23 protein-coding genes and 2 pseudogenes are annotated in these 23586 nt (G+C 36.7%); 24 read left to right on the top strand and 1 reads right to left on the bottom strand.

The annotated features are described in order from the left end of the window. The first annotated feature begins 3 nt into the window (after positions 1–3). From ftsY to HMPREF9257_RS04050, 19 genes and pseudogenes are all read left to right on the top strand, one after another. Entirely contained in the window at positions 4–1017 is a 1014-nt protein-coding gene (gene ftsY, locus HMPREF9257_RS04140; protein ID WP_006418496.1) for a signal recognition particle-docking protein FtsY, read from the top strand. A gap of 194 nt (positions 1018–1211) precedes the next feature. Continuing rightward, positions 1212–1535, top strand: a complete 324-nt coding sequence (ylxM, locus tag HMPREF9257_RS04135) for a YlxM family DNA-binding protein (protein WP_006418459.1) — start codon at positions 1212–1214, stop codon at positions 1533–1535. Between the two features lie 17 nt (positions 1536–1552). After that, on the top strand, positions 1553–3022 hold the full coding sequence (gene ffh / locus HMPREF9257_RS04130; RefSeq protein WP_006418494.1) for a signal recognition particle protein: 1470 nt from the start codon (positions 1553–1555) through the stop codon (positions 3020–3022). 188 nt (positions 3023–3210) lie between these two features. After that, positions 3211–4059 carry an SAM hydrolase/SAM-dependent halogenase family protein gene (locus tag HMPREF9257_RS04125; protein WP_006418384.1) on the top strand — a complete coding sequence of 283 codons (849 nt, stop codon included), beginning with the start codon at positions 3211–3213 and terminating at the stop codon, positions 4057–4059. A gap of 3 nt (positions 4060–4062) precedes the next feature. Next, the gene (locus tag HMPREF9257_RS04120; RefSeq protein WP_006418196.1) at positions 4063–4626 is read left to right on the top strand and encodes an ECF-type riboflavin transporter substrate-binding protein; all 564 of its coding nucleotides are present in this window, start codon (positions 4063–4065) and stop codon (positions 4624–4626) included. 6 nt (positions 4627–4632) lie between these two features. Further along, complete coding sequence (locus HMPREF9257_RS04115) at positions 4633–6363, top strand: ABC transporter ATP-binding protein (RefSeq protein WP_006418601.1); 1731 nt, start codon at positions 4633–4635, stop codon at positions 6361–6363. Beyond that, positions 6356–7183 carry an energy-coupling factor transporter transmembrane component T family protein gene (locus tag HMPREF9257_RS04110; protein WP_006418462.1) on the top strand — a complete coding sequence of 276 codons (828 nt, stop codon included), beginning with the start codon at positions 6356–6358 and terminating at the stop codon, positions 7181–7183. The genes HMPREF9257_RS04115 and HMPREF9257_RS04110 overlap by 8 nt, the downstream gene beginning before the upstream one ends. A 94-nt stretch (positions 7184–7277) precedes the next feature. Next, positions 7278–7550, top strand: coding sequence for a 30S ribosomal protein S16 (gene rpsP / locus HMPREF9257_RS04105; RefSeq protein ID WP_006418336.1), 273 nt, complete (start codon positions 7278–7280; stop codon positions 7548–7550). Between the two features lie 31 nt (positions 7551–7581). Beyond that, the gene (locus HMPREF9257_RS04100; RefSeq protein WP_006418485.1) at positions 7582–7851 is read left to right on the top strand and encodes a KH domain-containing protein; all 270 of its coding nucleotides are present in this window, start codon (positions 7582–7584) and stop codon (positions 7849–7851) included. 180 nt (positions 7852–8031) lie between these two features. After that, positions 8032–8211, top strand: a complete 180-nt coding sequence (locus tag HMPREF9257_RS09635; RefSeq protein WP_081453747.1) for an FMN-binding protein — start codon at positions 8032–8034, stop codon at positions 8209–8211. A gap of 206 nt (positions 8212–8417) precedes the next feature. Beyond that, positions 8418–8945, top strand: a complete 528-nt coding sequence (gene rimM / locus HMPREF9257_RS04095) for a ribosome maturation factor RimM (RefSeq protein WP_006418167.1) — start codon at positions 8418–8420, stop codon at positions 8943–8945. Continuing rightward, on the top strand, positions 8935–9645 hold the full coding sequence (gene trmD / locus HMPREF9257_RS04090; protein ID WP_040466718.1) for a tRNA (guanosine(37)-N1)-methyltransferase TrmD: 711 nt from the start codon (positions 8935–8937) through the stop codon (positions 9643–9645). The genes rimM and trmD overlap by 11 nt, the downstream gene beginning before the upstream one ends. A gap of 265 nt (positions 9646–9910) precedes the next feature. Continuing rightward, positions 9911–11123, top strand: a pseudogene (locus tag HMPREF9257_RS04085) (betaine/proline/choline family ABC transporter ATP-binding protein). Then, positions 11116–11751, top strand: a complete 636-nt coding sequence (locus tag HMPREF9257_RS04080; protein WP_006418526.1) for an ABC transporter permease — start codon at positions 11116–11118, stop codon at positions 11749–11751. The pseudogene HMPREF9257_RS04085 and the gene HMPREF9257_RS04080 overlap by 8 nt, the downstream one beginning before the upstream one ends. Before the next feature lie 3 nt (positions 11752–11754). Then, on the top strand, positions 11755–12669 hold the full coding sequence (locus HMPREF9257_RS04075) for an osmoprotectant ABC transporter substrate-binding protein (protein ID WP_006418161.1): 915 nt from the start codon (positions 11755–11757) through the stop codon (positions 12667–12669). A gap of 1 nt (position 12670) precedes the next feature. Further along, positions 12671–13325, top strand: a pseudogene (locus tag HMPREF9257_RS04070) (ABC transporter permease). Between the two features lie 725 nt (positions 13326–14050). After that, positions 14051–14404: a 50S ribosomal protein L19 gene (gene rplS, locus HMPREF9257_RS04060; protein WP_006418246.1), complete on the top strand. Its 354-nt coding sequence runs from the start codon at positions 14051–14053 to the stop codon at positions 14402–14404. Positions 14405–14730: 326 nt separating this feature from the next. Next, complete coding sequence (locus HMPREF9257_RS08745; RefSeq protein ID WP_006418580.1) at positions 14731–15846, top strand: helix-turn-helix domain-containing protein; 1116 nt, start codon at positions 14731–14733, stop codon at positions 15844–15846. Beyond that, positions 15839–17542 (top strand): ABC transporter ATP-binding protein, encoded by a 1704-nt coding sequence (locus HMPREF9257_RS04050; protein ID WP_006418486.1) that lies wholly within the window; start codon positions 15839–15841, stop codon positions 17540–17542. The genes HMPREF9257_RS08745 and HMPREF9257_RS04050 overlap by 8 nt, the downstream gene beginning before the upstream one ends. Positions 17543–17606: 64 nt before the next feature. Here the strand turns inward: HMPREF9257_RS04050 and HMPREF9257_RS04045 are convergent, their stop codons facing one another. Beyond that, positions 17607–18281 (bottom strand): helix-turn-helix transcriptional regulator, encoded by a 675-nt coding sequence (locus HMPREF9257_RS04045; protein ID WP_006418362.1) that lies wholly within the window; start codon positions 18279–18281, stop codon positions 17607–17609. 206 nt (positions 18282–18487) lie between these two features. Here HMPREF9257_RS04045 and HMPREF9257_RS04040 point away from each other — a divergent pair, with 206 nt between their 5' ends. From HMPREF9257_RS04040 to HMPREF9257_RS04020, 5 genes are all read left to right on the top strand, one after another. Further along, positions 18488–19684 (top strand): M20 metallopeptidase family protein, encoded by a 1197-nt coding sequence (locus HMPREF9257_RS04040; RefSeq protein WP_006418242.1) that lies wholly within the window; start codon positions 18488–18490, stop codon positions 19682–19684. A gap of 295 nt (positions 19685–19979) precedes the next feature. Beyond that, on the top strand, positions 19980–21431 hold the full coding sequence (locus HMPREF9257_RS04035; RefSeq protein ID WP_006418346.1) for an ABC transporter substrate-binding protein/permease: 1452 nt from the start codon (positions 19980–19982) through the stop codon (positions 21429–21431). 1 nt (position 21432) lies between these two features. Then, positions 21433–22161, top strand: coding sequence for an amino acid ABC transporter ATP-binding protein (locus HMPREF9257_RS04030; RefSeq protein WP_006418212.1), 729 nt, complete (start codon positions 21433–21435; stop codon positions 22159–22161). 468 nt (positions 22162–22629) lie between these two features. Beyond that, a complete protein-coding gene (locus tag HMPREF9257_RS04025) occupies positions 22630–23103 on the top strand; it encodes a PH domain-containing protein (RefSeq protein WP_142977859.1) in 474 nt (157 codons plus the stop codon). A 46-nt stretch (positions 23104–23149) separates the two neighbouring features. After that, positions 23150–23389 (top strand): hypothetical protein, encoded by a 240-nt coding sequence (locus HMPREF9257_RS04020; protein WP_006418520.1) that lies wholly within the window; start codon positions 23150–23152, stop codon positions 23387–23389. Positions 23390–23586 lie beyond the last annotated feature (197 nt).

Raw genomic sequence — 23586 nt, 5'->3', positions numbered from 1 at the left:
TCAATGGGATTATTTGATCGTATTAAACGCGCCTTTACTGGGGAAGATCCGATTGTCAAAGAAGAAAGTAAACAAGAAGAAGTTGTTTTAGAGAAATATGACAAAGGGATGGAAAAGAGTCGTAAAAATTTCTCAGACCGGATAGCTGATTTATTTACTGGTTTTAGAGAGTTGGATGAGGAATTCTATGAAGACCTTGAAGAAACCTTGATTTCAGCTGATGTTGGCTTTAATATGACCATCGCTTTAACCGATGCGATTCGAGATGAAATTGAATCTCAGAATGTATATAAAGGTGAAGATGTTAAACGGGTTATGATAGAAACCATGGTTAAGGTCTATGAAGACCATGAGCATGAAAATGTCAGTTTAAATGAAAATCCCGATGGCCCAACCGTGATTCTTTTTGTGGGGGTTAATGGGGTAGGTAAAACCACCTCTGTTGGCAAGATTGGCTATCAATTAAAGGAATCTGGCAAAAAAGTAATTATGGCGGCAGCAGATACCTTTAGAGCTGGTGCAGTGGAACAGCTGAGTGTGTGGGGGCAACGGTTAGATATTCCGGTCGTGACTGGGATTGACCAAGGTGACCCCGCTTCGGTGGTCTTTGATGCAGTGAAAGCTGCCAAAGAAGGAAATTATGATTATTTACTAGTTGACACTGCAGGACGTCTGCAAACCAAAGCAAATCTGATGCAAGAACTGGCCAAGATTAAACGAATTATTGAGCGAGAAAATCCAAATGGGGTTCAAGAAGTTCTCTTGGTCCTTGATGCAACGACTGGTCAAAATGCCTTAATCCAAGCCAAACAATTCAATGAAGCCACCGAAATTACGGGCTTAGTCCTTACTAAATTAGACGGTACAGCCAAAGGGGGCGTTATCCTTTCCATTCGTTATGAGTTGGATATTCCCGTTAAATTTATCGGATTAGGTGAAGGTGCTAATGACTTGCAACCATTTAATGCGGAAGAATATATGTTTAACCTCGTTAAAGGAGTCATCGAAAAAAAATAAAACTGATTCAGGGGATTACCCGAATCGTTTAGCCTTAAAAGCAACTTCTATCCTGCTTTTGAGGTTTTTTGTTTGGAAGTTTTTATAAATAGAATAAGTACTAGCTTAATATTGTTGTAGGCCTTGGTAAATGGTACACTATATAAGACCTATCTTTTTTAACAAAAGAAATTAAGTTCCTAGGAGTTGAGCTAATGTCCATCGAGAAGACAATCTGGTTAACTGAACTTTTTGATATTTATAAATCTTTATTAACTCAGAAGCAGGCCCAGATGTTAGCTCTTTATTATGAGGAAGATTATTCCTTATCAGAAATTGCAGAACATTATGGAATTAGCCGCCAAGCTGTGAGGGATAGTCTAAAACGGGGCGAGTCCGCCTTAAGTGATTATGAGGAGCAACTAAAGATTCATCAGAAAAGACAGTTACGGCAAGAACTTTTAAATCAATTGTTAAATGAAGACAACCGATCTATTATTGAGGCCATACTGGACTTAGATAATGATCGTATTTCGTAAGATAAAGGAGCGTATTTATGGCATTTGAAGGACTATCCGAACGCCTGCAAGGTGCAATCTCATCCGTTGGTAAGGGTGGGAAAATTTCAGAAGCAGATTTAAGACAAATGATGCGGGAAATTCGTTTAGCTTTATTAGAAGCTGACGTAAATTTCAAAGTAGTTAAAAAATTCGTAAAGCAAGTCAATGAAAGAGCCCTAGGCTCTGATGTATTAAAATCTTTATCACCTGCTCAACAAGTGGTTAAAATTGTTGATGAGGAATTGACTGACCTTATGGGGGGCGAACGTGAACCCTTAAATATGGCAAGTCAACCACCAACCGTTATGATGATGGTTGGGCTTCAAGGGGCTGGTAAAACCACTACAGTCGGTAAATTAGCTAAATATATTACTGAAGAGCTAGGCAAGAAGAAACCTCTCCTTGTAGCTGGGGACGTTTACCGGCCGGCAGCGGTTGACCAATTAAAGACTATTGGTCAGCAGTTAGGTTTTGAAGTCTATGATGAAGGAACCCAAGTCAGCCCAGTCGAGATTGCCAAACGCGCGCTTGACCAAGCAAAACTAAATGGCAATCAAGTTGTTATTATTGATACGGCCGGTCGTCTTCATGTAAATGAAGAATTGATGGATGAATTACGTAATATTAAAGCAGCTGTCAATCCAGATGAAATTCTTTTAACGGTTGATGCGATGACAGGGCAAGATGCGGTGAATGTGGCTGATGCCTTTAACGAAGCCTTGGACATTACTGGTGTAGTCATTACTAAATTAGATGGTGATACCCGGGGTGGGGCAGCCTTATCTATCCGGTCTATTATTGATAAACCGATTAAGTTTACCGGACAAGGTGAAAAATTAGACGCCCTTGAACCATTCTATCCAGACCGGATGTCAAGTCGGATTCTGGGTATGGGCGATATGATGACCTTGATTGAAAAAGCCCAAAAGGACTTTGATGAAGCTGAAGCTGAGAAAATGGCTGGTAAGATCAAAGATGCTTCCTTTGACTTTAATGACTTTGTTGCCCAAATGGACCAAGTGAATAAAATGGGATCAATTAAAGATATTATCAAGATGATTCCAGGTATGAATAAAATCCCTGGACTTGACGAGTTTGATGTTTCTGAAAAAGAAATGTTACGGGTTAAGGCCATTGTCCAATCAATGACGCCCTATGAACGGGAAAATCCTGATGAAATTTCCCAAAGTCGACGGCGACGGATTGCTAAGGGGTGTGGCTTAGACCTTCAAGCGGTTAATCAACTAATCAAACAATTTAATCAAACCCGCCAAGTGATGAGTCAAATGTCTAATGGTAAGATGTCAGGTATGAATAAGATGATGAAGCGAATGCAAGGAGGACAAGCAGGGGGGATTGGTGGAGGCTTCCCTGATATGGGTCCAATGATGACGCCAGAACAAGCGGCTAAACAAAAAGAAGAAAAGAAATTACGGAGGATGTTGAAGAAAAAGAAAAAAAGATAAAATAATTAAGGGACTGTTCCAATGTAGGGCCAGTCCCTATACTATTCATTTGATTTTTATGACAATGTAATACATTAAAGTACGGATAATTCTTAAAATTTCATTAAAATCTATCAAAAAAGCATAGGATTAAGTCTAGCTATAAGGTAGAATAAGGGTGTAATAATAAGAATGAAAGGGATGCAAGCATGAAAAAATTTTTGGTGCTTCAGTCTGACTTTGGGTTAGACGATGGTGCAGTAGCAGCCATGTATGGGGCGGCATATTTTACGGCCCCTGAAATTACGATTCATGATCTAACTCATGGGATCGAACCGTATAATATTTTTCAAGGCTCTTATCGTTTGTTTCAGGCCTTGACTTATTGGCCTAAAGGGAGTGTTTTTGTATCAGTGGTTGACCCAGGTGTTGGGTCACAACGTAAATCAATCGTGGCTAAAACTAAATCGGGTCATTATGTCGTGACTCCAGACAATGGGACCTTATCTCATATTGCAAAATATGTGGGCCTTGACCAAGTACGTCAAATTGATGAAGCAGTTAACCGCTTGCCACATTCCCAAGACTCACATACTTTTCATGGTCGAGATGTATATGTCTATAATGGTGCCTTACTCGCTCAAGATAATGCTTTTTTTGAAAGTCTACCAATTCAATTAGATTTGAGTGAGTTAACTTATTTGGATCTAGGTGATCCAGTAGTGAGTGAAGAGGGCATCCAGGGTACCATTGATATTTTAGATATCCGTTTTGGATCTCTGTGGACCAATATTCCCTTAGAAACACTACAAGCAAATAATATCCATCAAGGAGATTATTTAGAAATAGTCATTAAAGAACATGGTCAAGAGCGTTACCGGGAACAAGTCCTATTTGGGCGATCTTTTGCTGCAGTCGCAATTGGTAGACCGATTGCTTATGTTAATTCTTTAATCCGTCTAGCCCTGGGAATTAATCAAGGTAATTTCGCTTTAGGCTATAAAATTGGTACGGGTAATCAATGGACTATTCATATTAAAAAAGTAAAAGGAGCTTAAATTATGCAAAATTCAAAAAATAATTCAAAATTCTCATTAACTTCAATTGTTGCAATCGGAATTGGTGCAGCTGTATTTTTTATTTTAGGTCGTTTCTTATCAATCCCAACCGGTGTACCTAACACAAATATTGAAACAACTTATCCATTTTTGGCTTTAATTTCAGCGATTTATGGACCAATTGTTGGCTTTTTTGTGGGCTTTATTGGCCATACTATTAAAGACTTCCTTACGTTTGGTCCTTGGTGGTCATGGATTATCTGTTCTGGTTTAGCTGGTTTAGGCTTTGGTTTAGTTAGTCGTAAATTGAAGATTAACCAAGGTCAATTCAATAAAACCGATATAATAAAATTTAATATAGGCCAAGCCATCGTAAACTTAGTGACTTGGGCATTAGCAGCACCCGTATTAGATATCCTTGTCTATTCTGAACCTGCCAATAAGGTTTTTACCCAAGGAATTGTATCTGGACTTGTTAATTTAATTGCCACAGGGGTCCTCGGAAGTATATTGTTAGCTGCTTATGCTAAAACCCGGGTTGCTTCTGGTTCACTAGATAAGGAATAGTCACTTATGGAGGCAAGACCAACCGCACTTCCAGTGATTGAATTTGATAATTTTTCCTTTAAATATGATGCTCAAGCTAAGCCTACCCTTTATAATTTGAGCTTTGCCATTTATCCGGGAGAGAAGGTCCTTATCTTAGGGCCTTCGGGCTCGGGCAAATCAACCTTGGGACAATGTTTAAATGGTCAAATCCCTAATACCTTTCCAGGAACCATGGAAGGTGATATTCGAATTCAAGGGCATTCCATTAAGAATGCCTCTATTTTTGATTTGTCCTTAGAAGTAGGTTCAGTTCTACAAGATACCGACCATCAATTTGTCGGCCTAACGGTGGCAGAAGATTTGGCCTTTTCTTTGGAGAACGATCAAGTGACTCAAGGAGAGATGAAAGCTAGAGTCACAAATTGGGCTAAAGATTTGGGCTTAGAAAAATTATTGAATTTAGCACCCCATGACTTGTCCGGTGGCCAAAAACAACGGGTGTCTTTAGCTGGTGTATTAATTAATCAAGTGCCGATTTTACTCTTTGATGAACCTTTGGCAAATCTTGATCCTAAAACCGGTAGGGAAACCATGGAATTAATTAATCAAATTAGCCATAAACATGGGCTGACCAGTTTAATCATCGAACACCGCTTAGAAGAATGCTTGGTAGCTGATATTGATCGGGTTTTGGTCATTGATCAAGGACGTTTGGCTTTTAATGGTTCTATGAATGATTTACTCCATAGCGATTTACTTGATCAAGTGGGACTACGGAAACCCTTATATCTAAAAGCTTTAGAATATGCTCAGGTTAATTTACCGACGATTCCTTATTTAGGTGATTATCAGGCAATTAAGTTACCAGATCAAATTTTAGAATCTGTGGAAGACTGGGTGATGGCTTTGGAGCATAATCAATTAAAGCAAGACGCTGTGGATATCTTGACGATTAATCAGCTTTCTTTTGCTTATAAGGACCGTACAGAAAAACAATTAGAAGATATTAGCTTTAAGATTAAGAAGGGTCAAATGGTTGGGATTGTCGGGACCAATGGTGCGGGGAAATCTACTTTAGCTAAGTTAATCTGTGGTTTCCTGCGGCCCCAATCAGGTCAAATTATGTTAGGCAATCAGGATTTAAAAGCTTGGTCCATCAAAGAAATTGCAGATTCAATCGGTTTTGTGCTACAAAATCCAAATCAAATGATTTCTAACCACTTTATTAAAGATGAGGTGGGTCTAGGTTTGGTTTATCGGGGTTGGTCGCCCGATAAGATTGAAACACGAGTAAATCAAGTTCTTGATATTTGTGGTTTATTTCCGTTTCGGAACTGGCCGATTTCGGCTCTTTCCTATGGTCAAAAACGGCGGGTGACCATTGCTTCCATCTTGGCATTAAATCCTCAAGTGATTATTTTAGATGAGCCAACCGCAGGACAAGATTATCGGACTCAGACAAAAATGATGGCTTTCTTACAAGAATTAAATCAAGACCATGGCATTACTATTATCATGATTTCTCATGATATGCATTTAATTCAAGAATATGCTCAACGATGTCTTGTTTTTGACCAGGGACATTTAGTTGCAGACCTTGTACCATCTGATTTATTTAATCGACCGGCTTTATTGGATCAAGCCCACCTTGTTCCAACCAGTTTATATCTTTTAGGACAAGACTTACCTCATTTATCTGCCCAAAAATTTATCGATAGTTTTATCGCTTACGAAAGGGGATTGGACCATGGCTAGTAATTATTTAGGTTACCAAGAGAAGTCATCTCCAATTCACCGATTAAGTGGAACTACCAAATTAATTTGTTTTCTAGTCCTATCCATTATTTGTATGGTTTCTTACGATACCCGTTTTCTTTTTATTTCGGGGGTCGTTGCGCTAATTGTCTTAAAAATCAGTAAAATCCGGTGGCAGGAAATTAAATATCCTACTTATTTTATTTTAGTCTTTGCTGTGATTAATTTATTGATGATTTTTGTCTTTTCACCGGAAGAAGGTGTGAAAATTTACCATCATCGAACAGTTATCAGCCATCTGGTGGGTCCATACTGGTTAACAAAGGAGCAGCTTTTCTATGAGTTAAATATTTTGTTGAAGTATTTCTCGACGATTCCCTTGGCGTTTATTTTTATTCTAACTACGCATCCTTCGGAATTAGCCGCTTCCTTTAATCATATTGGGGTTTCTTATCGGATTTCTTATGCCATTGCCTTAGCCTTACGCTATATTCCGGATATTCAGGCAGATTTTGATGCCATTCGGCAAGCGCAACAAGCCAAAGGGATTGACATGAGTCGTAAAGCTCCATTGCTGCAACGCCTAAAGCATTCAGCCAAAATTATTATGCCCCTAATATTCAATTCCTTAGATCGGATTGAGATGATTTCTCAGTCAATGGAATTAAGACGGTTCGGCAAGGGGAATAAGCGGACCTGGTATTCTTATCGCCCCTTTTCCAAGGGAGATTTATTAGCAATAAGTTTTGTTACGATTCTTTCTATAATAGGAATAGCTTTATTCTTCATTAATCAGGGTCGGTTTTATAATCCTTTTTAAAAAAGTTTAATCTGTAAAGTAAAAAACCTTTACAGGTTAAAAAAAGTCTGTTATAGTATGTAATCGTGATAGTAAAACAATGGAGGTGACTTACATGGCAGTTAAAATTCGTATGAAACGGATGGGTTCTAAAAGAAGACCTTTCTACCGTTTGGTAGTTGCAGATTCTCGTTCTCCACGTGATGGACGTATTATCGAACAAATCGGTACTTATAATCCAGTATCCGCAGATAAAGAATTAAAAATTGATGAAGAGTTAGCATTAAAATGGTTAGCTAATGGTGCTCAACCATCTGATACCGTGCGTAACTTGTTCTCAAAACAAGGAATTATGCAAAAATTCCATGATTCAAAATACGCTAAATAATTTCCCAAGTCTTTTATAAAGGAATGATTTCATGCCAAATATCGAAGATTTAATCACTACAATGGTGACTCCTTTGATTGAATTTCCGTCTGATTTTTCGATTGAAAAAGAAGAAACGGAAGAATTCATGGAATATCATCTGGTTTTGAACCCTGAGGATATTGGACGCGTAATTGGACGTAAGGGGCGAGTTATTCGCTCAATCCGAACAATTGTTTATTCCATCCGTAATAAAGGTGAAAAACGCTCAAGAATTGTAGTTGATGAAGAAGATTCTAGTGTAGAAGAATTAGAAGATTAAAACTTGAAAATAAAAATTTTTAATTATTTTAACCAATAAATTAAATTTATTATCAGAAAGCTATAACTCCAGATTTTAAGGAGTTATAGCTTTTTTGTATAAAATATTTAAAGGAACCTGAACTTGAGGACAAGAGTAAATTGACATCGTTTTCATAAAAGTACTAAACTACATCTAGCAATATTATTCATAATAAATTTTAGAGAAAGTGAGACAGAAATTTTTACTTCAGATGCAAGTAAAAAAGTAATTCAATCTATTATCGAAAAACACTCACCGGATGTTGATGTAATTAGTGGGGCAACGATGACACCAAAGGCAATTATTGATGCCGTTAAAAAAGCTATGGACTCCAAGTAATATATAAATAAGGTATAGCAATAAATAATATTTATTTCTTTTGGCTATTGGTCTCTTTAAGATTAGGCTTCATATATAGTGACAATAAATTTAAGTAGGTTGGTCGAAAAAATCCAATTCCCTTTCTTTTAACTTAAGATTATAGTTTTAGCTAGCCTACTAAACTCTTTTAGTATAAGATAAAGATTAAAGAATGGAGGAATACGATGGAATATTACCGTATTGGCCGAGTTGTAAATACTCACGGAATTCGTGGACAAATTAAAGTAATCGCAGATACTGATTTTCCTGAAAGTCGCTTTGCGAGTGGAAACAAACTATATATCTTAAAGGATGACCAAGCACTTGCTCAAGTTACGGTCCTTGATTCCCGTCAGGCTAAAGGAACCTATATTTTGTCTTTTGAAGAATTTGATAATATTAATCAAGTGGAGGGCTTTAAAGGTTCTTGGCTAGCGATTGATAGTTCAAATCAAGAAGAATTAGAAGACGATGTCTATTATCACCATCAAATTATTGGCTTAGAAGTTGTGACGCACCAAGGACTAAAATTAGGAAAAATCAAAGAAATCTTACAATTAGGTTCTAATGATGTTTGGGTCGTAAAACGTCATGAGAATAATAAAGCCGATGCTTTAATTCCCTATATTGATGATGTGGTAAAAGAAGTTGACTTAGAAAAAGGACAAGTAATTATTTCTTTAATGGAAGGGCTAATTGATGATGAAGATTGATGTAATGACCTTATTTCCTGAAATGTTTGCTCCTTTGAATTCCTCCATCATGGGTAAAGCTCAAACTGATCAGATCCTAACCTTTGAAACCCATAATTTCCGTGATTATGCGGTTAATAAACATGGTCATGTGGATGATACCCCCTATGGGGGTGGAGCGGGGATGCTTTTGCGGATTGAACCTCTAGTCAATCAGTTGGAAGCTATTCCGGGCCATGACCAAGCGCGGGTGATTTTAGTCGATCCGTCAGGCCAACCTTTTACTCAGAAGAAGGCCCATGAATGGTCTCAAGAAGAACATTTAATTTTTATATGTGGTCACTATGAAGGTTATGATGCACGGATTGAAAATTACGTGACTGACCAAGTTTCTATTGGAGATTATGTTTTAACCAACGGAGAACTTCCGGCTATGGTTATGATTGATGCTACCGTTCGTTTATTGCCTCAGGTTTTAGGTAATTCTGAATCGATCGTGGACGAATCCCACCAACATAACTTATTAGAATATCCTCAATATACTAGGCCGCAAAATTTTCGTGGCGATGAAGTTCCGGAAATTCTCTTATCTGGGAACCATGGCAAGATTGAGGCTTGGCGTAAGCAAGAAGCTCTGAAGCGTACCTTGTTAAGACGACCAGATTTAATTGAAAAGTTACAATTAAGCCCATCAGAGATTCATTATTTAACCGATAATTAAACTGATGTTTAATATATAAATAAGCAATTATTAAAGTGGAATTTCTTAAGCTACTTGACTTTCGATTTTGAAGGGAAATAGCAATGAAGTTCCATTTTTATTTTAACTTTATTTATTATAAAAATTTTTATAGTTTTTTAAAACGTTTTCATATATTTGTGAATAAGTAAAGCTAATAAGTTATAAAATCTTTATCCGATCGTATTTCTTGCTATGAAATTTGATACTTGTTACACTATTATTAGTGAACGGGGGAATTAAATAGATGATTGAATTTAAAAATATTTCTAAAATTTATAAAGGCGGCAAAAAAAGCTGTTGATAATTTTAATTTAAAAATAGAACAGGGCGAATTTATCGCTTTTATTGGTACTTCAGGTTCTGGAAAGACTACTTCAATGCGGATGATAAATCGCATGATAGAACCGACGGAAGGCCAAATTTTTGTGAATGGGAAAAATATCAAAGATATTGATCCAGTAAAATTAAGACGAGAAATTGGATATGTGATTCAAAATATTGGACTCTTACCGCATATGACCATTCGTCAAAATATTACACTAGTTCCTCGTCTCTTAAAATGGGATGAGGATAAAAAGAATGAAGTTGCCAAAAAAATGATTAAGTTAGCTGAATTGCCCGAAGATTACTTAGACCGCTATCCAGCGGAATTATCTGGAGGACAACAACAACGGATTGGTGTGGTACGGGCCTTAGCAGCTGACCAAGATATTATTTTAATGGATGAACCTTTCGGTGCTTTAGATCCAATTACACGTGATTCTTTACAAGCTTTAGTCAAGGAATTACAAGAAAAATTAGGTAAGACCATTGTTTTCGTAACTCATGATATGGATGAAGCCCTAAGTTTGGCTACTCGGATTGTCATTATGAGCCATGGTGAAATTGTCCAAGTTGGTACCCCTGAAGAAATTCTGACCCATCCAGCCAACGATTTTGTGGCTGAGTTCATCGGTGAGGACCGACTTATTGAGGCTAAACCTGATGTGACGACGGTTGGACAGGTTATGCGACCTAATCCGGTATCAATCACACCTGGTAAGTCTTTACGACAAGCACTTGCAATGATGCATGAAAATCGGGTAGATACCTTGCTTGTGACTGATGACGAGGGCTATTTAAAGGGCTTTGTGAATATTCAGGAAATCCAAGCTAATTTTCGTGATAAATCTAAATCAATCTCTGATATTATGCAACGGGAGGTTTTCTTCACTCGGGAAAATACTCTAGTTCGTGATTCAATTTCACGGATTCTTAAGCGGGGCTTATCTTATATTCCAGTCGTTGATCAGGATAAAAAATTGGTAGGCATTGTGACACGATCTACTTTAGTTGATATTGTTTATGATGCAATTTGGGGTGAAGGGGATGAATTTGCTGATATGGAAGCCATAAAAGCAAACCAAGCTCAAAAACAAGTAGCTTCTGAAAATGATGAGGTGGATGTCCATGTTTAATTTCTTAAATGAGTATGGGATGGAACTCTTGGTTAAAACGGGACAACATTTAATTATTGCGGCTGCCGCCCTAGGGTTAGCTGTTTTGGTAGCAGTACCTTTAGGAATACTACTCACTCGTTTTCCAAAAGTGGCAAATTTTGTGATTAGTTTAGCCGCAATCCTTCAAACAGTCCCAACCTTGGCTCTCTTAGCCCTTATGATTCCTATTATTGGCATTGGCCGCTTTCCGGCCATTGTAGCCTTATTTATTTATTCGCTCCTACCCATTTTACGAAATACCAATATTGGTGTGGACAAAGTTACACCCTATATTAAGGATGCGGCAAAGGGAATGGGAATGACCAATTGGGAATCAATCACCCAAGTTGAAATCCCCATGGCTATGCCTGTAATCATGGCTGGTATTCGTTTATCAGCGGTGTATGCTGTGGCATGGGCTACTTTGGCTTCATATATCGGAGCGGGTGGTTTAGGTGATTTTATTTTTAATGGTTTAGAATTGTACCGAATTGACTTCATCTTAGCTGGTACAATTCCCGTAACCTTCTTAGCCTTATTGACTGATTTTATTTTAGGAAAATTAGAAAACAAACTCATTCCATATACAGGATTAAAGGAGGATTAATGAATGAAACGATTTAAAACTATCCTTCTTATGTGTTTATCCTTGCTTGTCCTAACTGCTTGTGTGCCAGGCATGACCAGTCAAAATCATCCGATTCGGATTGCTGGCTTGAGTACAACGGAAGGTCAAATTCTATCAGCTTTGGTTCAAAAGCTAATTGAAGAAGAGACAGATTATCCAGTTGAGATGATTAATAATTTGGGTACATCCGTGGTCAGCCAACAAGCGGTACGAAATGGGGATGCTGACATTACTCCAGCCAGGTATACAGGTACTGATATGGTGGCAGTTCTAAATGAAACACCGATTAAAGATCCAAATGAAGCTTTAGCTTATGTCCAAAAAGCCTTTAAAGAACGATTTAATTATAAGTATTATGATTCTTATGGCTTTAATAATACCTATACTTTCTTAGTGACGCCTGAATTCGCCGCTGAAAATAACCTAAAAACCGTATCTGATTTAGAGAAAATCTCAGATACCGTAAGAGCCGGTTTTGATTCACAATGGTTAGTCAGAGAGGGCGACGGTTATCCTGGCTTTAAAGAAGAGTATGGATTTGCTTTTGATCATACCAACGCCATGCAAATTGGTTTAGTCTACAATGCATTGGCCGGAGGGGCAATGGATTTAGTCCTAGGTTATTCTTCAGATGGTCGGATTGCTTCTTATGATTTGGTTATGTTAGAGGATGATAAGCAATTTTTCCCACCTTATGATGCCGCTCCGATGGCTACTCAAGAAATTCTAGATGATTATCCTGAATTAGATGGATTATTAAAGCGTTTAGAAGGGAAAATATCAACGGAACAAATGCAAGAATTAAATTATGAGGCAGACCATTTATTAAAAGAACCTTCTGTAGTAGCAGAAGAATTTCTAGAAGCCAATAATTACTTTAGAGGGGAGGACAATTAATATGAATGAAATGAATCTATTTGAACAATTCCTTTATTATTATCGGATTAATGGTTCATATATTTTTGAACAATTTATGCGTCATTTCCTTCTCTCAATTGAAGGGGTTTTGTTAGCGGCCATTGTTGGTATTCCGCTTGGAATTTTGATTGCTCGTTACCATAAATTATCCGATTGGGTGATTGGCGTAGCTAATGTCATTCAAACTATTCCTTCCCTTGCTATGATGTCAATTATTATGTTAGTAGCCGGATTGGGTGCAAGGACGGTTATAATTACAGTATTCTTGTATTCGCTCTTACCGATTATTAAGAATACTTATACAGGCATGCAAACTCTTGATCCAAATATTATGGACGCATCGAAAGGCATTGGCATGACCTCATTTCAGCGTCTTCGTTTAGTTGAATTGCCGCTGTCCATGTCAGTGATAATGGCAGGGATTCGGAATGCGTTAGTTGTCGCTATTGGGATTGTTGCGATTGGGTCCTTTATTGGTTCTGGTGGCCTGGGAGATATTATTATCCGAGGCACTAATGCGACAGATGGGGGGGGCAATTATTTTAGCAGGGGCTATCCCCACAGCCCTAATGGCGATTATTACCGATATATTCCTCGGTGCTATTCAAAGAAGGTTTGAAAAGAATCAGGCATAATAAATGTTTAGTCAAAAATATATGGGTAAAGATAGTATAAAAATCATAGTGATAAAAATATAAATTTATAAATCAAGCCAGTCGGAGATAAAATATCTTCAGCTGGCTTGATTTATATTTGTAGGTATTTAAGAGAGTAATTTTTGGATAAATAAAATTAATGATTAAGTATTATTTTTATAAAAATATTTTATTTATTTTTATTTATAAACAATTTTGACACATTAATAGTTATAGGTCGACAAATATTAAATAATGCCTAATTATAAAACATGTTTAAACTGAAACAATTAGTTACTAAAAATGATTCTATTAAAAAATTATAGAAATTTAACCCAATAGTAAATTTTGATATGATACAGTGACTGAGGAAGATAAACTTGAGGAAGAAACTCCTAAGAAAAATGATCAATTAATCTTAGATGAAAATGTTCAAGCTCAACCTGCGAGTGTAGCTACTTTACCAAATACAGGTGAAAATATTCTTAGACAATGCTTCTTGCCCTTTGTCTACTTTCTCTTGCAGGTATACTTATCCCTAACTGTAAACATAATTAGTTTAGCAAAAGAATGTTATGATAAAATAAAATGAAATATTTGTGTTTAATCCTTTACTTAACTTTCAATTCATGTATAATGGAAAGAGTGGTTTAATAACCCAGAATAACGATATTCCGCTACATAGAAAGACTATGCAAGAATGTTTTGTTGGAAGGAGAATGATGATGAGCCAAAATCCAATCATCGAAAAATTATCAGCTTCTCAATTACGGTCTGACATTCCAGAATTTCGCCCTGGCGATACTGTACGTGTTCATGCCTTAATCGTTGAAGGTGAACGTGAACGGGTCCAAATCTTCGAAGGTTTAGTCATTAAACGTCGTGGATATGGTATTAGCGAAACTTATACTGTACGTAAGATGTCATCTGGCGTTGGGGTAGAACGTACTTTCCCAGTACATTCACCACGTGTTGCTAAGATTGAACTTGTACGTAAAGGTAAAGTTAGACGTGCTAAATTGTACTATATTCGTTCATTATCTGGTAAAGCTGCCAGAATTAAAGAACGCGGTAGATAAGAAAAATCCACAAACCTTGTTAATTCGAGGTTTGTGGATTTTTTTATGCTCTTAATTAGTTTTTAAATCTGTTAGAAATTGAATGAAGGCAAAATCTCTTTATAGTTATGAAGATTTTAGTCCAAAGTTTGAATAAGCTCTTTTTGAAATGATTCATTATTCATAAATTCTGAGACATCTTTGGTATAACTTAATCTAACTTAAATTTATATATATCGAATAAAAACTTTCCTAGTAAGATAATAATTTATTGCTTTACTTTCCTGATTTGCTCTTTTACTAACAGTATAAAGGATTATAATAATACAGTGAAAGGGGTTAAGGAGATGAATTATATCCAGGCCGTAGGACCGCAAATTAAAATTTTTCGTAAACAAAAAGGACTCACTCAAGAAGCCTTGGCTGAAGCCTTAGGAGTGACCGTTTCTGCGGTATCAAAGTGGGAGCGAGGGCAAACACTCCCTGATTTACCTACCTTGCTAGAAATTGCCCAGTTTTTCCAAATATCTTTGGATGTACTGTTTAAGTATGAGGTAAAGAGTCTGTCAATCAAGGATTGGGAGAAAGAGATAAAGCAATTAATTAAGAAACAGGAATTTCAGGGGGCTATCGACTACAGTCACTTAATGTTGCAACGGTTTCCAAATGATTTTCAAGTACTATATGTTTCTGCAGGGCTCTTCCGCTTGGTTGGTATGAAAGAGGATCAAAAATATTTACAGGAAGCCATTGACCTATTTAATCAATGTTTAAACTTAATAAATCAGTGCCGCGATCCCCATATTAATGAATATACGATTAAGGCTCAGTTAGCTCGGACCATGGCTAGTTTGGACCAAGTAGACCAGGCTATTGGTTTACTTAAAACGATTGATTTCAATGATAGTCAAGCGGATACAATAGGCCTTTTGTTGGCTAAAAAGGATCAGAAAAATCAGGCTGATATCGATGAAGGGCTGGATTATTTAAGTAAAAGTCTTTTAGTTATCTTTGATCGATTTATGACCAGTGTGTTCGCCCTACAGGAATTTTACTCTTGTGATCTAATCAAGGATTATACTAAAGCGCTTGAGATTATCGTTATTTATGTCGACTTAATTGACAGCTTTATGACGACCCCGATTAATTTCTTTAGCCGAGTTAAGGCCATGTTTCTTTTGGAAAAAGCCAAAATTTATCTTTTAATGGAAGAAGCAACTCAAGCTCAAGCCACGATGCAAGACTTATTAGATTTAGCCCGGACCTTCGACCAAGCCCCTGATTACTCCATGGAGGGCCTAAAATTCATCCAAGCTGGCCAAGATTATGTGGGCTTCGATCCGGCCGACCAATTATTAGAAAAAGGTATGGAAGAAAGCATTGAAGAATTAATGGTTCATCAGACTATTAAAGATGATTTATTGAAAATTTGGCAGCAATTAAGGGAGGAAAAGTATGAATAGACCAAGTTATGTCAAAGCTTTTTTCCATCATAATAAAGTCAATACTGGACTGGAAATAATGGTATATATGGCCGATTCTGTACTTAATTTAATTATTTCCTGGTTTATCCAAGTAATTACAGATATTATGGCTGGGTCTTTAGCTTTAGACTTTCGTCAAACTCTTTATCTTTACGGCGGTATCTTGGCTTTCGTTTTACTGATTCAAGTCACAGAATACTGGACATTTCCTAGTTTTATCCAAAAAGCTATGAATCAATACAAAGATCGGGTGTTGCATGACTTATTGAAGAAGAACTTAGCATCTTTTTCCAGTGAGAATACTGCCACATACATCTCAGCCTTAACGAATGATGTGGTGACGATTGAAGCCAATTTCCTTAAACAATTCTTTGAAATCATTCGGATGTTGGTCTTATTCTTTGGGGCCCTAGGTCTTATGTTTTATTATCATTTATCTTTGACCTTGATTGTATTAGGTCTATCCGTGGTCCCTTTAGTGATTTCCTTAGTCACAGCAAATCAACTGACAGAAAAAGAAAGAAAAGTTTCCCAACAGAATGAAAGCTATGTGGCAACAAGTAAAGATATTCTTAACGGATTCTCAGTAGTTAAGTCTTTCCAAGCGGAAGACCAAGTTGAAAGAGTTTATCAAAAGCAAAACCACCTCTTAGAAGCCCTAAAAAAAGAACGGGATCAAACCTCTATCATCGTTAAAAGCATTGGTAATCTTGCTTCTTTAAGCGTTCAGATGGGAATTATGGTTATTGGGGTTTGGTTTGTTTTAAATGGTGTCGGAGGACTGACGCCTGGTAAAGTCATGGCTTTTACTAATTTAATGAATTTTGTCCTACAACCCATTTCTCAGATTCCTCAATTATTAGGTCAAGCCAAAGCCTCCCTAGGTTTGGTTGAAAAAGTAAGTAACTATTTGCAAGCAAATACCCAAGACGGAGAAAAATATCTTGGGAATGGAGTAGAGGATGGTTTTGAGATTAACCACCTATCCTTAAGTTATGATGGAAGTAAACAAGCTTTGCTTGATTTTAATTTCCATTTTGATATAGGTAAATCTTATGCGATCGTTGGAGGATCTGGGTCTGGTAAGTCAAGCTTAGTTAATTGTTTGATGGGAAATTTTAACGATTACCAAGGCAGTGTTCAATTGGATGGGGTAGAGATTAAAGAGCTGTCCAAAGAATCTTTGTACAGTTACCTATCTTTAATACAACAAACTGTTTTTATTTTTGATGCAACTATTGTTGAAAATGTAACCTTATATAAAGATTTCCCTCAATCTGAAATCGACCGCGTCATTAAATTGTCTGGACTCGATAAACTTCTGGCTGAACGAGGTCGTGATTATAAATGTGGAGAGAATGGAAATAAATTATCTGGTGGTGAAAGACAAAGAGTCGCCATTGCTCGAAGTTTATTGAAAGATAGTCAAATCATTTTAGTGGACGAAGCCACCTCAGCTTTAGACAATCCAACTGCGATTCAGATTTCCCAAGCCTTATTAAATCTGAAATCTCTCATGCGAGTTGTGGTGACCCACCGATTAGACCAACATTTATTAGAGCAATATGATCAGATTCTTGTTTTAAAAGATGGTCAACTTATAGAAACAGGAAAGTTTCATCAGTTAATGGCAGCTAAAGGATATTTTTATTCACTCTATACCGTTTCAAATTAATCAGAATATAAGTAAATCAAATCCGTGAATTTCAAGTTAACACTGAAAATCACGGATTTTTATCTTATTTATTATCCTGTACTATTTTTAGGTAACGATAAACACTCGGAATTGAAATATTTAAGATATCTGCAACTTTAGCCACGGCACCTTTTACAGTAAATACATCATGTTGGTTTAATTGGTCGACAATATTTATCTTCAATTCTTGAGAAAGAGACACATCTTCAGATAAGAGTTGAGGATCAATAATGGTATAAATAATTTCTTCAATGCTTTGGGTTAAAACTTGAGGTTTAGTAATTGAATCTTTAGAAATATCATCTGTTTGATTATCCGTAGGAAAGCGATCTTCCATTATATTTACTAAATCTTTTACCTTTAGCAACATGGTTTGGTCAATTGAACGGTCATGATTGATTCCAAGTATACCTAGTAATTGGTTTGAATTATCTTTGATAAAAAAAGTATGGCTCGTTAAGTGTTTTTTTCGGTTGTTCACTGAGTGAAAATTAGTCACATATTCTTTTTCAAGATATACTTTATTTTTTATCAGAGAGAGGCCAAATTCAGTCATGGGTGAATCTAGATTTCGACCACTAATATGACTATTTTCTAAAGCTGCAATATAAACTTCGCCTTTTTCAAACCAATAAAGCACAATTTCAAATTCTCTACCACACACAGAAGCTAAAAATTTCGTTAATTGCTGATACATTGATAATAAATAGCTATTCATAACCTGTCCTCTTCTTTATTTAAAAGCTTTTAAAAATAGTCATTTCTTAATAGATACTGAGCTTTCTTAAGCCCTTACATTATAACATATAAAAAATTATTTTTTTAAACAAAAATTCTTGTAGTAATAATGCTTTATTGACTATAAATTAGGAGAAGGCTATACTTTGATTGATAAATGATAATTTGATAGAAAACGAGAGAGCGATGAATAATAATCCGATAGAAATTGCTAAATCTGTGCAAGTTGAATTAGTGACCTGGCGCAGAGACTTGCATCAGATGCCTGAAATAGGAATAGAACTTCCTCAAACAGTAGCCTATGTGACTCAGATTTTGGAACAGCTTGGTATTAATTATGATGCATCCTATGTTAATGGCAATGGTATTGTTGCATTGATTGAAGGGAAAAATAAGGGCAACCACGAAAAGGTCATTGCCTTACGGGCAGATATGGATGGACTCCCTATCCAAGAGGAGACAGGTTTACCTTTTGCCGCTAAAGAAAATATGCATGCCTGTGGACATGATGGTCATACAGCTATCTTATTAGCAACGGCTAAAGTTCTGCAAGAAAACCGAGAACGCTTTGCTGGAAAAGTCAAGTTAATTTTCCAACCAGGCGAAGAGTATCCCGGAGCAGCTAAGATAATGGTTGAAGAGGGGGTCTTAGAAGATCCAAAAGTAGATAGAATATTTGGCCTCCATATTGGCCAGCTTGTGCCTAATATGGAAAAAGGTTCTCTGGCTTCTCGGCCTGGTCCTCTAATGGCCTCAATGGATCGGTTTAAAATAACTATCCTTGGGAAAGGTTATCATGCAGCCTATCCTGACCAAGCCCAGGATCCGATTGTTGCTGCTGCTCAATTAATTACAACCATTCAAACGATTCATTCCCGTAACATAAATCCCTTAGATCCGTCGGTTATCTCAATTACCCGAATTGAAGGTGGTGTAAATCAAAATGTTATTCCCGATGCTGTCGAAATTGAAGGAACCGTCCGTACTTTTGATGAGCAAGTGAGACAATCGATTAAAGTCCGTTTTGCTGAAATATGTCAAGGCCTTGGACAGGCTTTGCATGTGACCTGTGAATTAGATTATAGTGACAAGTACCCACCACTATTGAACCATAGAGAGGTAACGAATAATACTTTATCAGTTCTGAAATCTATATTTGGAAATGACCAAGCACAAGAACTTGCCCATCCGCTCATGAGTGCGGAAGATTTTGCATTTTATTTAGCTGAGCTACCAGGGTGTTTCTTCTATTTAGCAAATCCTGGACTAATTGAAGGTCAATTTCATGGTCACCATCATCCTAAATTTGATCTGGATGAAAGTGAACTCTATCGAGGAGTGGCTGCTTTCTATAGCCTATGTTTAGATTATTTAAACAATTGAATAAAACTATTAAAATTTAGCTTATTAAAGCTCAAAATCAATTATATCTATAAAATTGACGATTAAGAGTTTTAATAAGTTTTTTGTTAAAACAGTGATTGCATTATTCACAATTAAAATGTATAAAATTTAAATCTAAATTTAATGCTTGAAGGAGCTGATAATAATAAATCTAATTTTATTTTAATATTAAATGTTTTTAAATAGCTATTATACACCTGTTTAAACAGAAAAAGAGCTTATTATTTGAAAAAAATTAATGTTTTTTCTATAATTATTTGTGAGGAGTGTGAATATGATACTAGATCAAAAATCAGATTCAGTTCTGAAGAAAATGTTGTGGCCTTTGATGTTTATTTTAATGATTTCAAATTTTGTTAGTTTTTCTGCGGTTAAAGCACAGGAAAAAGAAAGCTATTCGATTATAACTTCTTCTGATTATGCACCGTTTGAATTTACCGATTCCAGTGGCAAGTTAGTTGGAATTGATATCGAAATTTTAGAAGCAATTGCAGAAGACCAAGGGTTTGAAATAGAGTATGAATTAATGCCATTTTCTTCAGGTTTACAAGCTTTAGAGAGTAACCAAGCGGACGGAATGATTGCAGCCATGGGGATTACGGATGAACGGAAAGAGTCCTTTGATTTCTCAGATCCATATTTCGAAGTAGGGTCTATGTTTGCTGTTTCAACTAAATCTAGAATTAAAGATTTAAAAAGCTTAGAAGGTAAGAAAGTTGCTACTAAGATTGGTTCTCAAGGGGCGCAAATTGCTAATGAACTAAAAGATCGCTATGGGTATCAAATTATGACCTTTGAAGATTCAGTCAATATGTATCAAGATATTAAGTCTGGGAATTCAGATGCCGTAATAGAAGATGCTCCAGTAATGGCTTATGCAACCAAGACGGGAACGGTAGATCTGACCCTAATTGGGGAAGAGATGGATACTTTACCCTTAGGATTTGCGGTAAATAAAGGAAAAAACCAAGAATTAATTAACAAATTTAATCAGGGACTTGCCAATATTAAAGAGTCAGGTCTTTATGATGATATTCTAGCTAAATATACGGGGGACAATGTCGAAAAAGTTGAAACCAGCTTCTTCGGTCAATTAACCCAAAATTTCCCGGCTTTAATGGTCGGCTTGGGTAAAACCCTTATGGCTACCATTTTGTCTTTAATTATTGCTTTTATTTTAGGAACGCTCTTAGGACTGATGAAAGCGAGTCATAATAATATTTTACGCGGTGTTTCCACAGTTTATATTGATATCATGCGGGGCTTGCCACTTTTAGTTTTAGCCTTCTTTATATATTTTGGTATTCCCCAAATGACAGGCATTAAGTTCTCTAATTTAATTGCTGGAGTATTGACACTTGGACTCAATGCAGCGGCCTATGTGGCAGAAATTGTCCGTGGTGGGGTTCAATCAATTGCCCAAGGGCAAATGGAAGCAGGCCGTTCACTAGGCTTATCTCGTAAAACAACCATGAAGAAAATTGTTTTACCCCAAGCCTTTAAAATAATGTTGCCTTCATTTATTAACCAATTTGTCATTACCTTAAAAGATACTTCAATTTTATCTGTCATTGGTATGGTCGAATTGACCCAAACTGGACGAATTATCATTGCCCGAACTTATCAATCGGGGTCTATGTGGTTGATTGTTGGTATAATCTACGTGATCATTATTACTATTCTTACAAAAATTTCCAAGTTACTTGAAAAGGAGCTAGTGTTATAGGATGTCAATTATTGAAATTAAAGGACTAAAAAAATCATTTGGTAAAAATCATGTCCTTAAATCGATTGATTTGAAGGTGGAAGAGGGACAGGTTGTCTGTATTATTGGCCCTTCTGGATCAGGAAAGTCAACTTTATTAAGATGTATGAACCGGCTAGAAAAAATTAATGGGGGCCAAGTTGTCATCAATGGCCATGATATTACGGATCCAAAAATTGATATCAACCAGGCTCGTCAAGAGGTGGGAATGGTCTTTCAACATTTTAATTTATTTCCTCATTTGAGTATTAAAGAGAACATTACTTTAGCGCCAGTAGAATTAGATAAAATGACTCAAGAGGAAGCTGATAAGGAAGCCTTACGACTACTAGAGATTGTAGGTTTAAGTGACAAGGCTGAAGCTTATCCAAAATCTTTATCGGGTGGGCAAAAGCAGCGGGTTGCGATTGCTCGTGCCTTAGCGATGAAACCAGAAGTTTTGCTTTTTGATGAACCTACCTCAGCGCTAGACCCAGAAATGGTTGGGGATGTATTAGCTGTTATGCAGAAATTAGCCCAAGATGGTATGACGATGGTTGTGGTAACCCACGAAATGGGCTTTGCGCGTGAGGTCTCTGACCGGGTTGTCTTTATGGACCAAGGTTATGTGGTAGAGGATGCAGCGCCTGAACAAGTCTTTAATCATCCTAAGGAGGCAAGAACCAAGGAGTTCTTGGATAAGGTCCTCTAGTTATTAATAGAAAATAGGGGCCGAATGGGATCGGGCAAGAAGTAGAAAATCTGTGATTTTCGCTTGCTGGAGCACTCGGATAAATGTAGTTGAGCTCATACTTTCACTCAACTTCTGGGGCGCTAAGTTGTTTCACTCCAAGCGCCCCAGTAAGTGCTCCAGTAGCTTGTTGAAAAAGTTGGAGTGGAACGACTTACTTTTTCAATAGCTGAGTGCACCTACGCACTCAGCTTCCTTATCATCTAGAGCTCAGCTGCCTTGATTGCCCGCCCCCCGCATAGTTGACTAGGATGGAATAAATCGCTTTGCTACATAGAAGTTAAGCTTATCCCTTCGCTTAACTACTGCGATAAAACATCTAGTGTTTAATTAAATACAAGGGGCTGGGCTTTTTTGCCCAGCCCCTTCGACATTTTGGCAATTTTCTGGGGAATTTTTGATTATCATTTTTTCATAAGATTTTATTCCGTGAGTAGCTTAATAAGTCAAACCGGCTTTTTTAATTTTAATACCATGTTGATTCCCTTTATGTTACTGCACTTAGCCCCAGTCTGGTATGCAATTTTTGGGCCTATATGGCGGGCCATTAGATACCGTACCATTGAATATGTTATTACTAATCGAAGAGTTTATATCAGTGGAGGAATATTTGGACGTGATGTCACCTCGATCGATTACCGTGATATCGAAGACCTGACTGTCAATGTGAATCCCTTGGAACGTTTAAAAGGAAAGGGAACCTTAAAACTAACTAGAGATTATTCCACTAATACAGGATCTAATTATTCAGTCAGTTATGGGGTAAGGTTTAAAGCGATTGATAACCCCTATCAAGTTTATAAATTATTGAAGAAAGTGGCGCTTGATGTCTATACTGACCAAAATTATCCCAATGCTTATGGACCAGAAGATAATTCTGGTTATAACACTATGTTAGATTAAGGAAGCTATATAAGAAGGAAGCTATATAAGAAGGAAGCAATGAAGTATGGCTGGAATTACCTATAAAATGAACTATATCAAAAATGCCTTAATGATGGGGAAGCATGATATTAATACCTTCAACACCTTAAAGTCATTTGTAAATGATCAAGAAATTGTGGCAGATATGACGGTTTCTTTGTCTAAAGTGGCGATTGCTGCGCTTGAACTAATCGGTGAGAATGAGACTTACCCTGTTGATGAACAAGTCAAACAAATGATGACTGACTTGAGTTTATTGATATAAACTGCTAATTTTCTTAAAAAAGAAAATTTTAATCAAGCAGGATGATATTGCATTAATGTGTTATAATTAATTTAAATAAAAGAACGAGAGGTATAAAGACATGGATAATTTAATTAAGTGATGCTAAGCAACCCTTAATTTTTGAGGGAGTAGTATGCACTTTAGCACAGGCTTAATTAAATTTACCCTGTCTTTTT

Origin of the sequence: Eremococcus coleocola ACS-139-V-Col8 (assembly GCF_000183205.1) — a bacterium.
Lineage (GTDB): Bacteria > Bacillota > Bacilli > Lactobacillales > Aerococcaceae > Eremococcus > Eremococcus coleocola.
This window is presented reverse-complemented; position numbering and strand designations above follow the sequence as displayed.

What these genes read in the sequence shown, in the direction of transcription:
- ftsY (WP_006418496.1), top strand. Translation starts at nt 4, where the DNA reads ATGGGATTATTTGATCGTATTAAACGCGCCTTTACTGGGGAAGATCCG.
- ylxM (WP_006418459.1), top strand. Translation starts at nt 1,212, where the DNA reads ATGTCCATCGAGAAGACAATCTGGTTAACTGAACTTTTTGATATTTAT.
- ffh (WP_006418494.1), top strand. Translation starts at nt 1,553, where the DNA reads ATGGCATTTGAAGGACTATCCGAACGCCTGCAAGGTGCAATCTCATCC.
- HMPREF9257_RS04125 (WP_006418384.1), top strand. Translation starts at nt 3,211, where the DNA reads ATGAAAAAATTTTTGGTGCTTCAGTCTGACTTTGGGTTAGACGATGGT.
- HMPREF9257_RS04120 (WP_006418196.1), top strand. Translation starts at nt 4,063, where the DNA reads ATGCAAAATTCAAAAAATAATTCAAAATTCTCATTAACTTCAATTGTT.
- HMPREF9257_RS04115 (WP_006418601.1), top strand. Translation starts at nt 4,633, where the DNA reads ATGGAGGCAAGACCAACCGCACTTCCAGTGATTGAATTTGATAATTTT.
- HMPREF9257_RS04110 (WP_006418462.1), top strand. Translation starts at nt 6,356, where the DNA reads ATGGCTAGTAATTATTTAGGTTACCAAGAGAAGTCATCTCCAATTCAC.
- rpsP (WP_006418336.1), top strand. Translation starts at nt 7,278, where the DNA reads ATGGCAGTTAAAATTCGTATGAAACGGATGGGTTCTAAAAGAAGACCT.
- HMPREF9257_RS04100 (WP_006418485.1), top strand. Translation starts at nt 7,582, where the DNA reads ATGCCAAATATCGAAGATTTAATCACTACAATGGTGACTCCTTTGATT.
- rimM (WP_006418167.1), top strand. Translation starts at nt 8,418, where the DNA reads ATGGAATATTACCGTATTGGCCGAGTTGTAAATACTCACGGAATTCGT.
- trmD (WP_040466718.1), top strand. Translation starts at nt 8,935, where the DNA reads ATGAAGATTGATGTAATGACCTTATTTCCTGAAATGTTTGCTCCTTTG.
- HMPREF9257_RS04080 (WP_006418526.1), top strand. Translation starts at nt 11,116, where the DNA reads ATGTTTAATTTCTTAAATGAGTATGGGATGGAACTCTTGGTTAAAACG.
- HMPREF9257_RS04075 (WP_006418161.1), top strand. Translation starts at nt 11,755, where the DNA reads ATGAAACGATTTAAAACTATCCTTCTTATGTGTTTATCCTTGCTTGTC.
- rplS (WP_006418246.1), top strand. Translation starts at nt 14,051, where the DNA reads ATGAGCCAAAATCCAATCATCGAAAAATTATCAGCTTCTCAATTACGG.
- HMPREF9257_RS08745 (WP_006418580.1), top strand. Translation starts at nt 14,731, where the DNA reads ATGAATTATATCCAGGCCGTAGGACCGCAAATTAAAATTTTTCGTAAA.
- HMPREF9257_RS04050 (WP_006418486.1), top strand. Translation starts at nt 15,839, where the DNA reads ATGAATAGACCAAGTTATGTCAAAGCTTTTTTCCATCATAATAAAGTC.
- HMPREF9257_RS04045 (WP_006418362.1), bottom strand. Translation starts at nt 18,281, where the DNA reads ATGAATAGCTATTTATTATCAATGTATCAGCAATTAACGAAATTTTTA.
- HMPREF9257_RS04040 (WP_006418242.1), top strand. Translation starts at nt 18,488, where the DNA reads ATGAATAATAATCCGATAGAAATTGCTAAATCTGTGCAAGTTGAATTA.
- HMPREF9257_RS04035 (WP_006418346.1), top strand. Translation starts at nt 19,980, where the DNA reads ATGATACTAGATCAAAAATCAGATTCAGTTCTGAAGAAAATGTTGTGG.
- HMPREF9257_RS04030 (WP_006418212.1), top strand. Translation starts at nt 21,433, where the DNA reads ATGTCAATTATTGAAATTAAAGGACTAAAAAAATCATTTGGTAAAAAT.
- HMPREF9257_RS04020 (WP_006418520.1), top strand. Translation starts at nt 23,150, where the DNA reads ATGGCTGGAATTACCTATAAAATGAACTATATCAAAAATGCCTTAATG.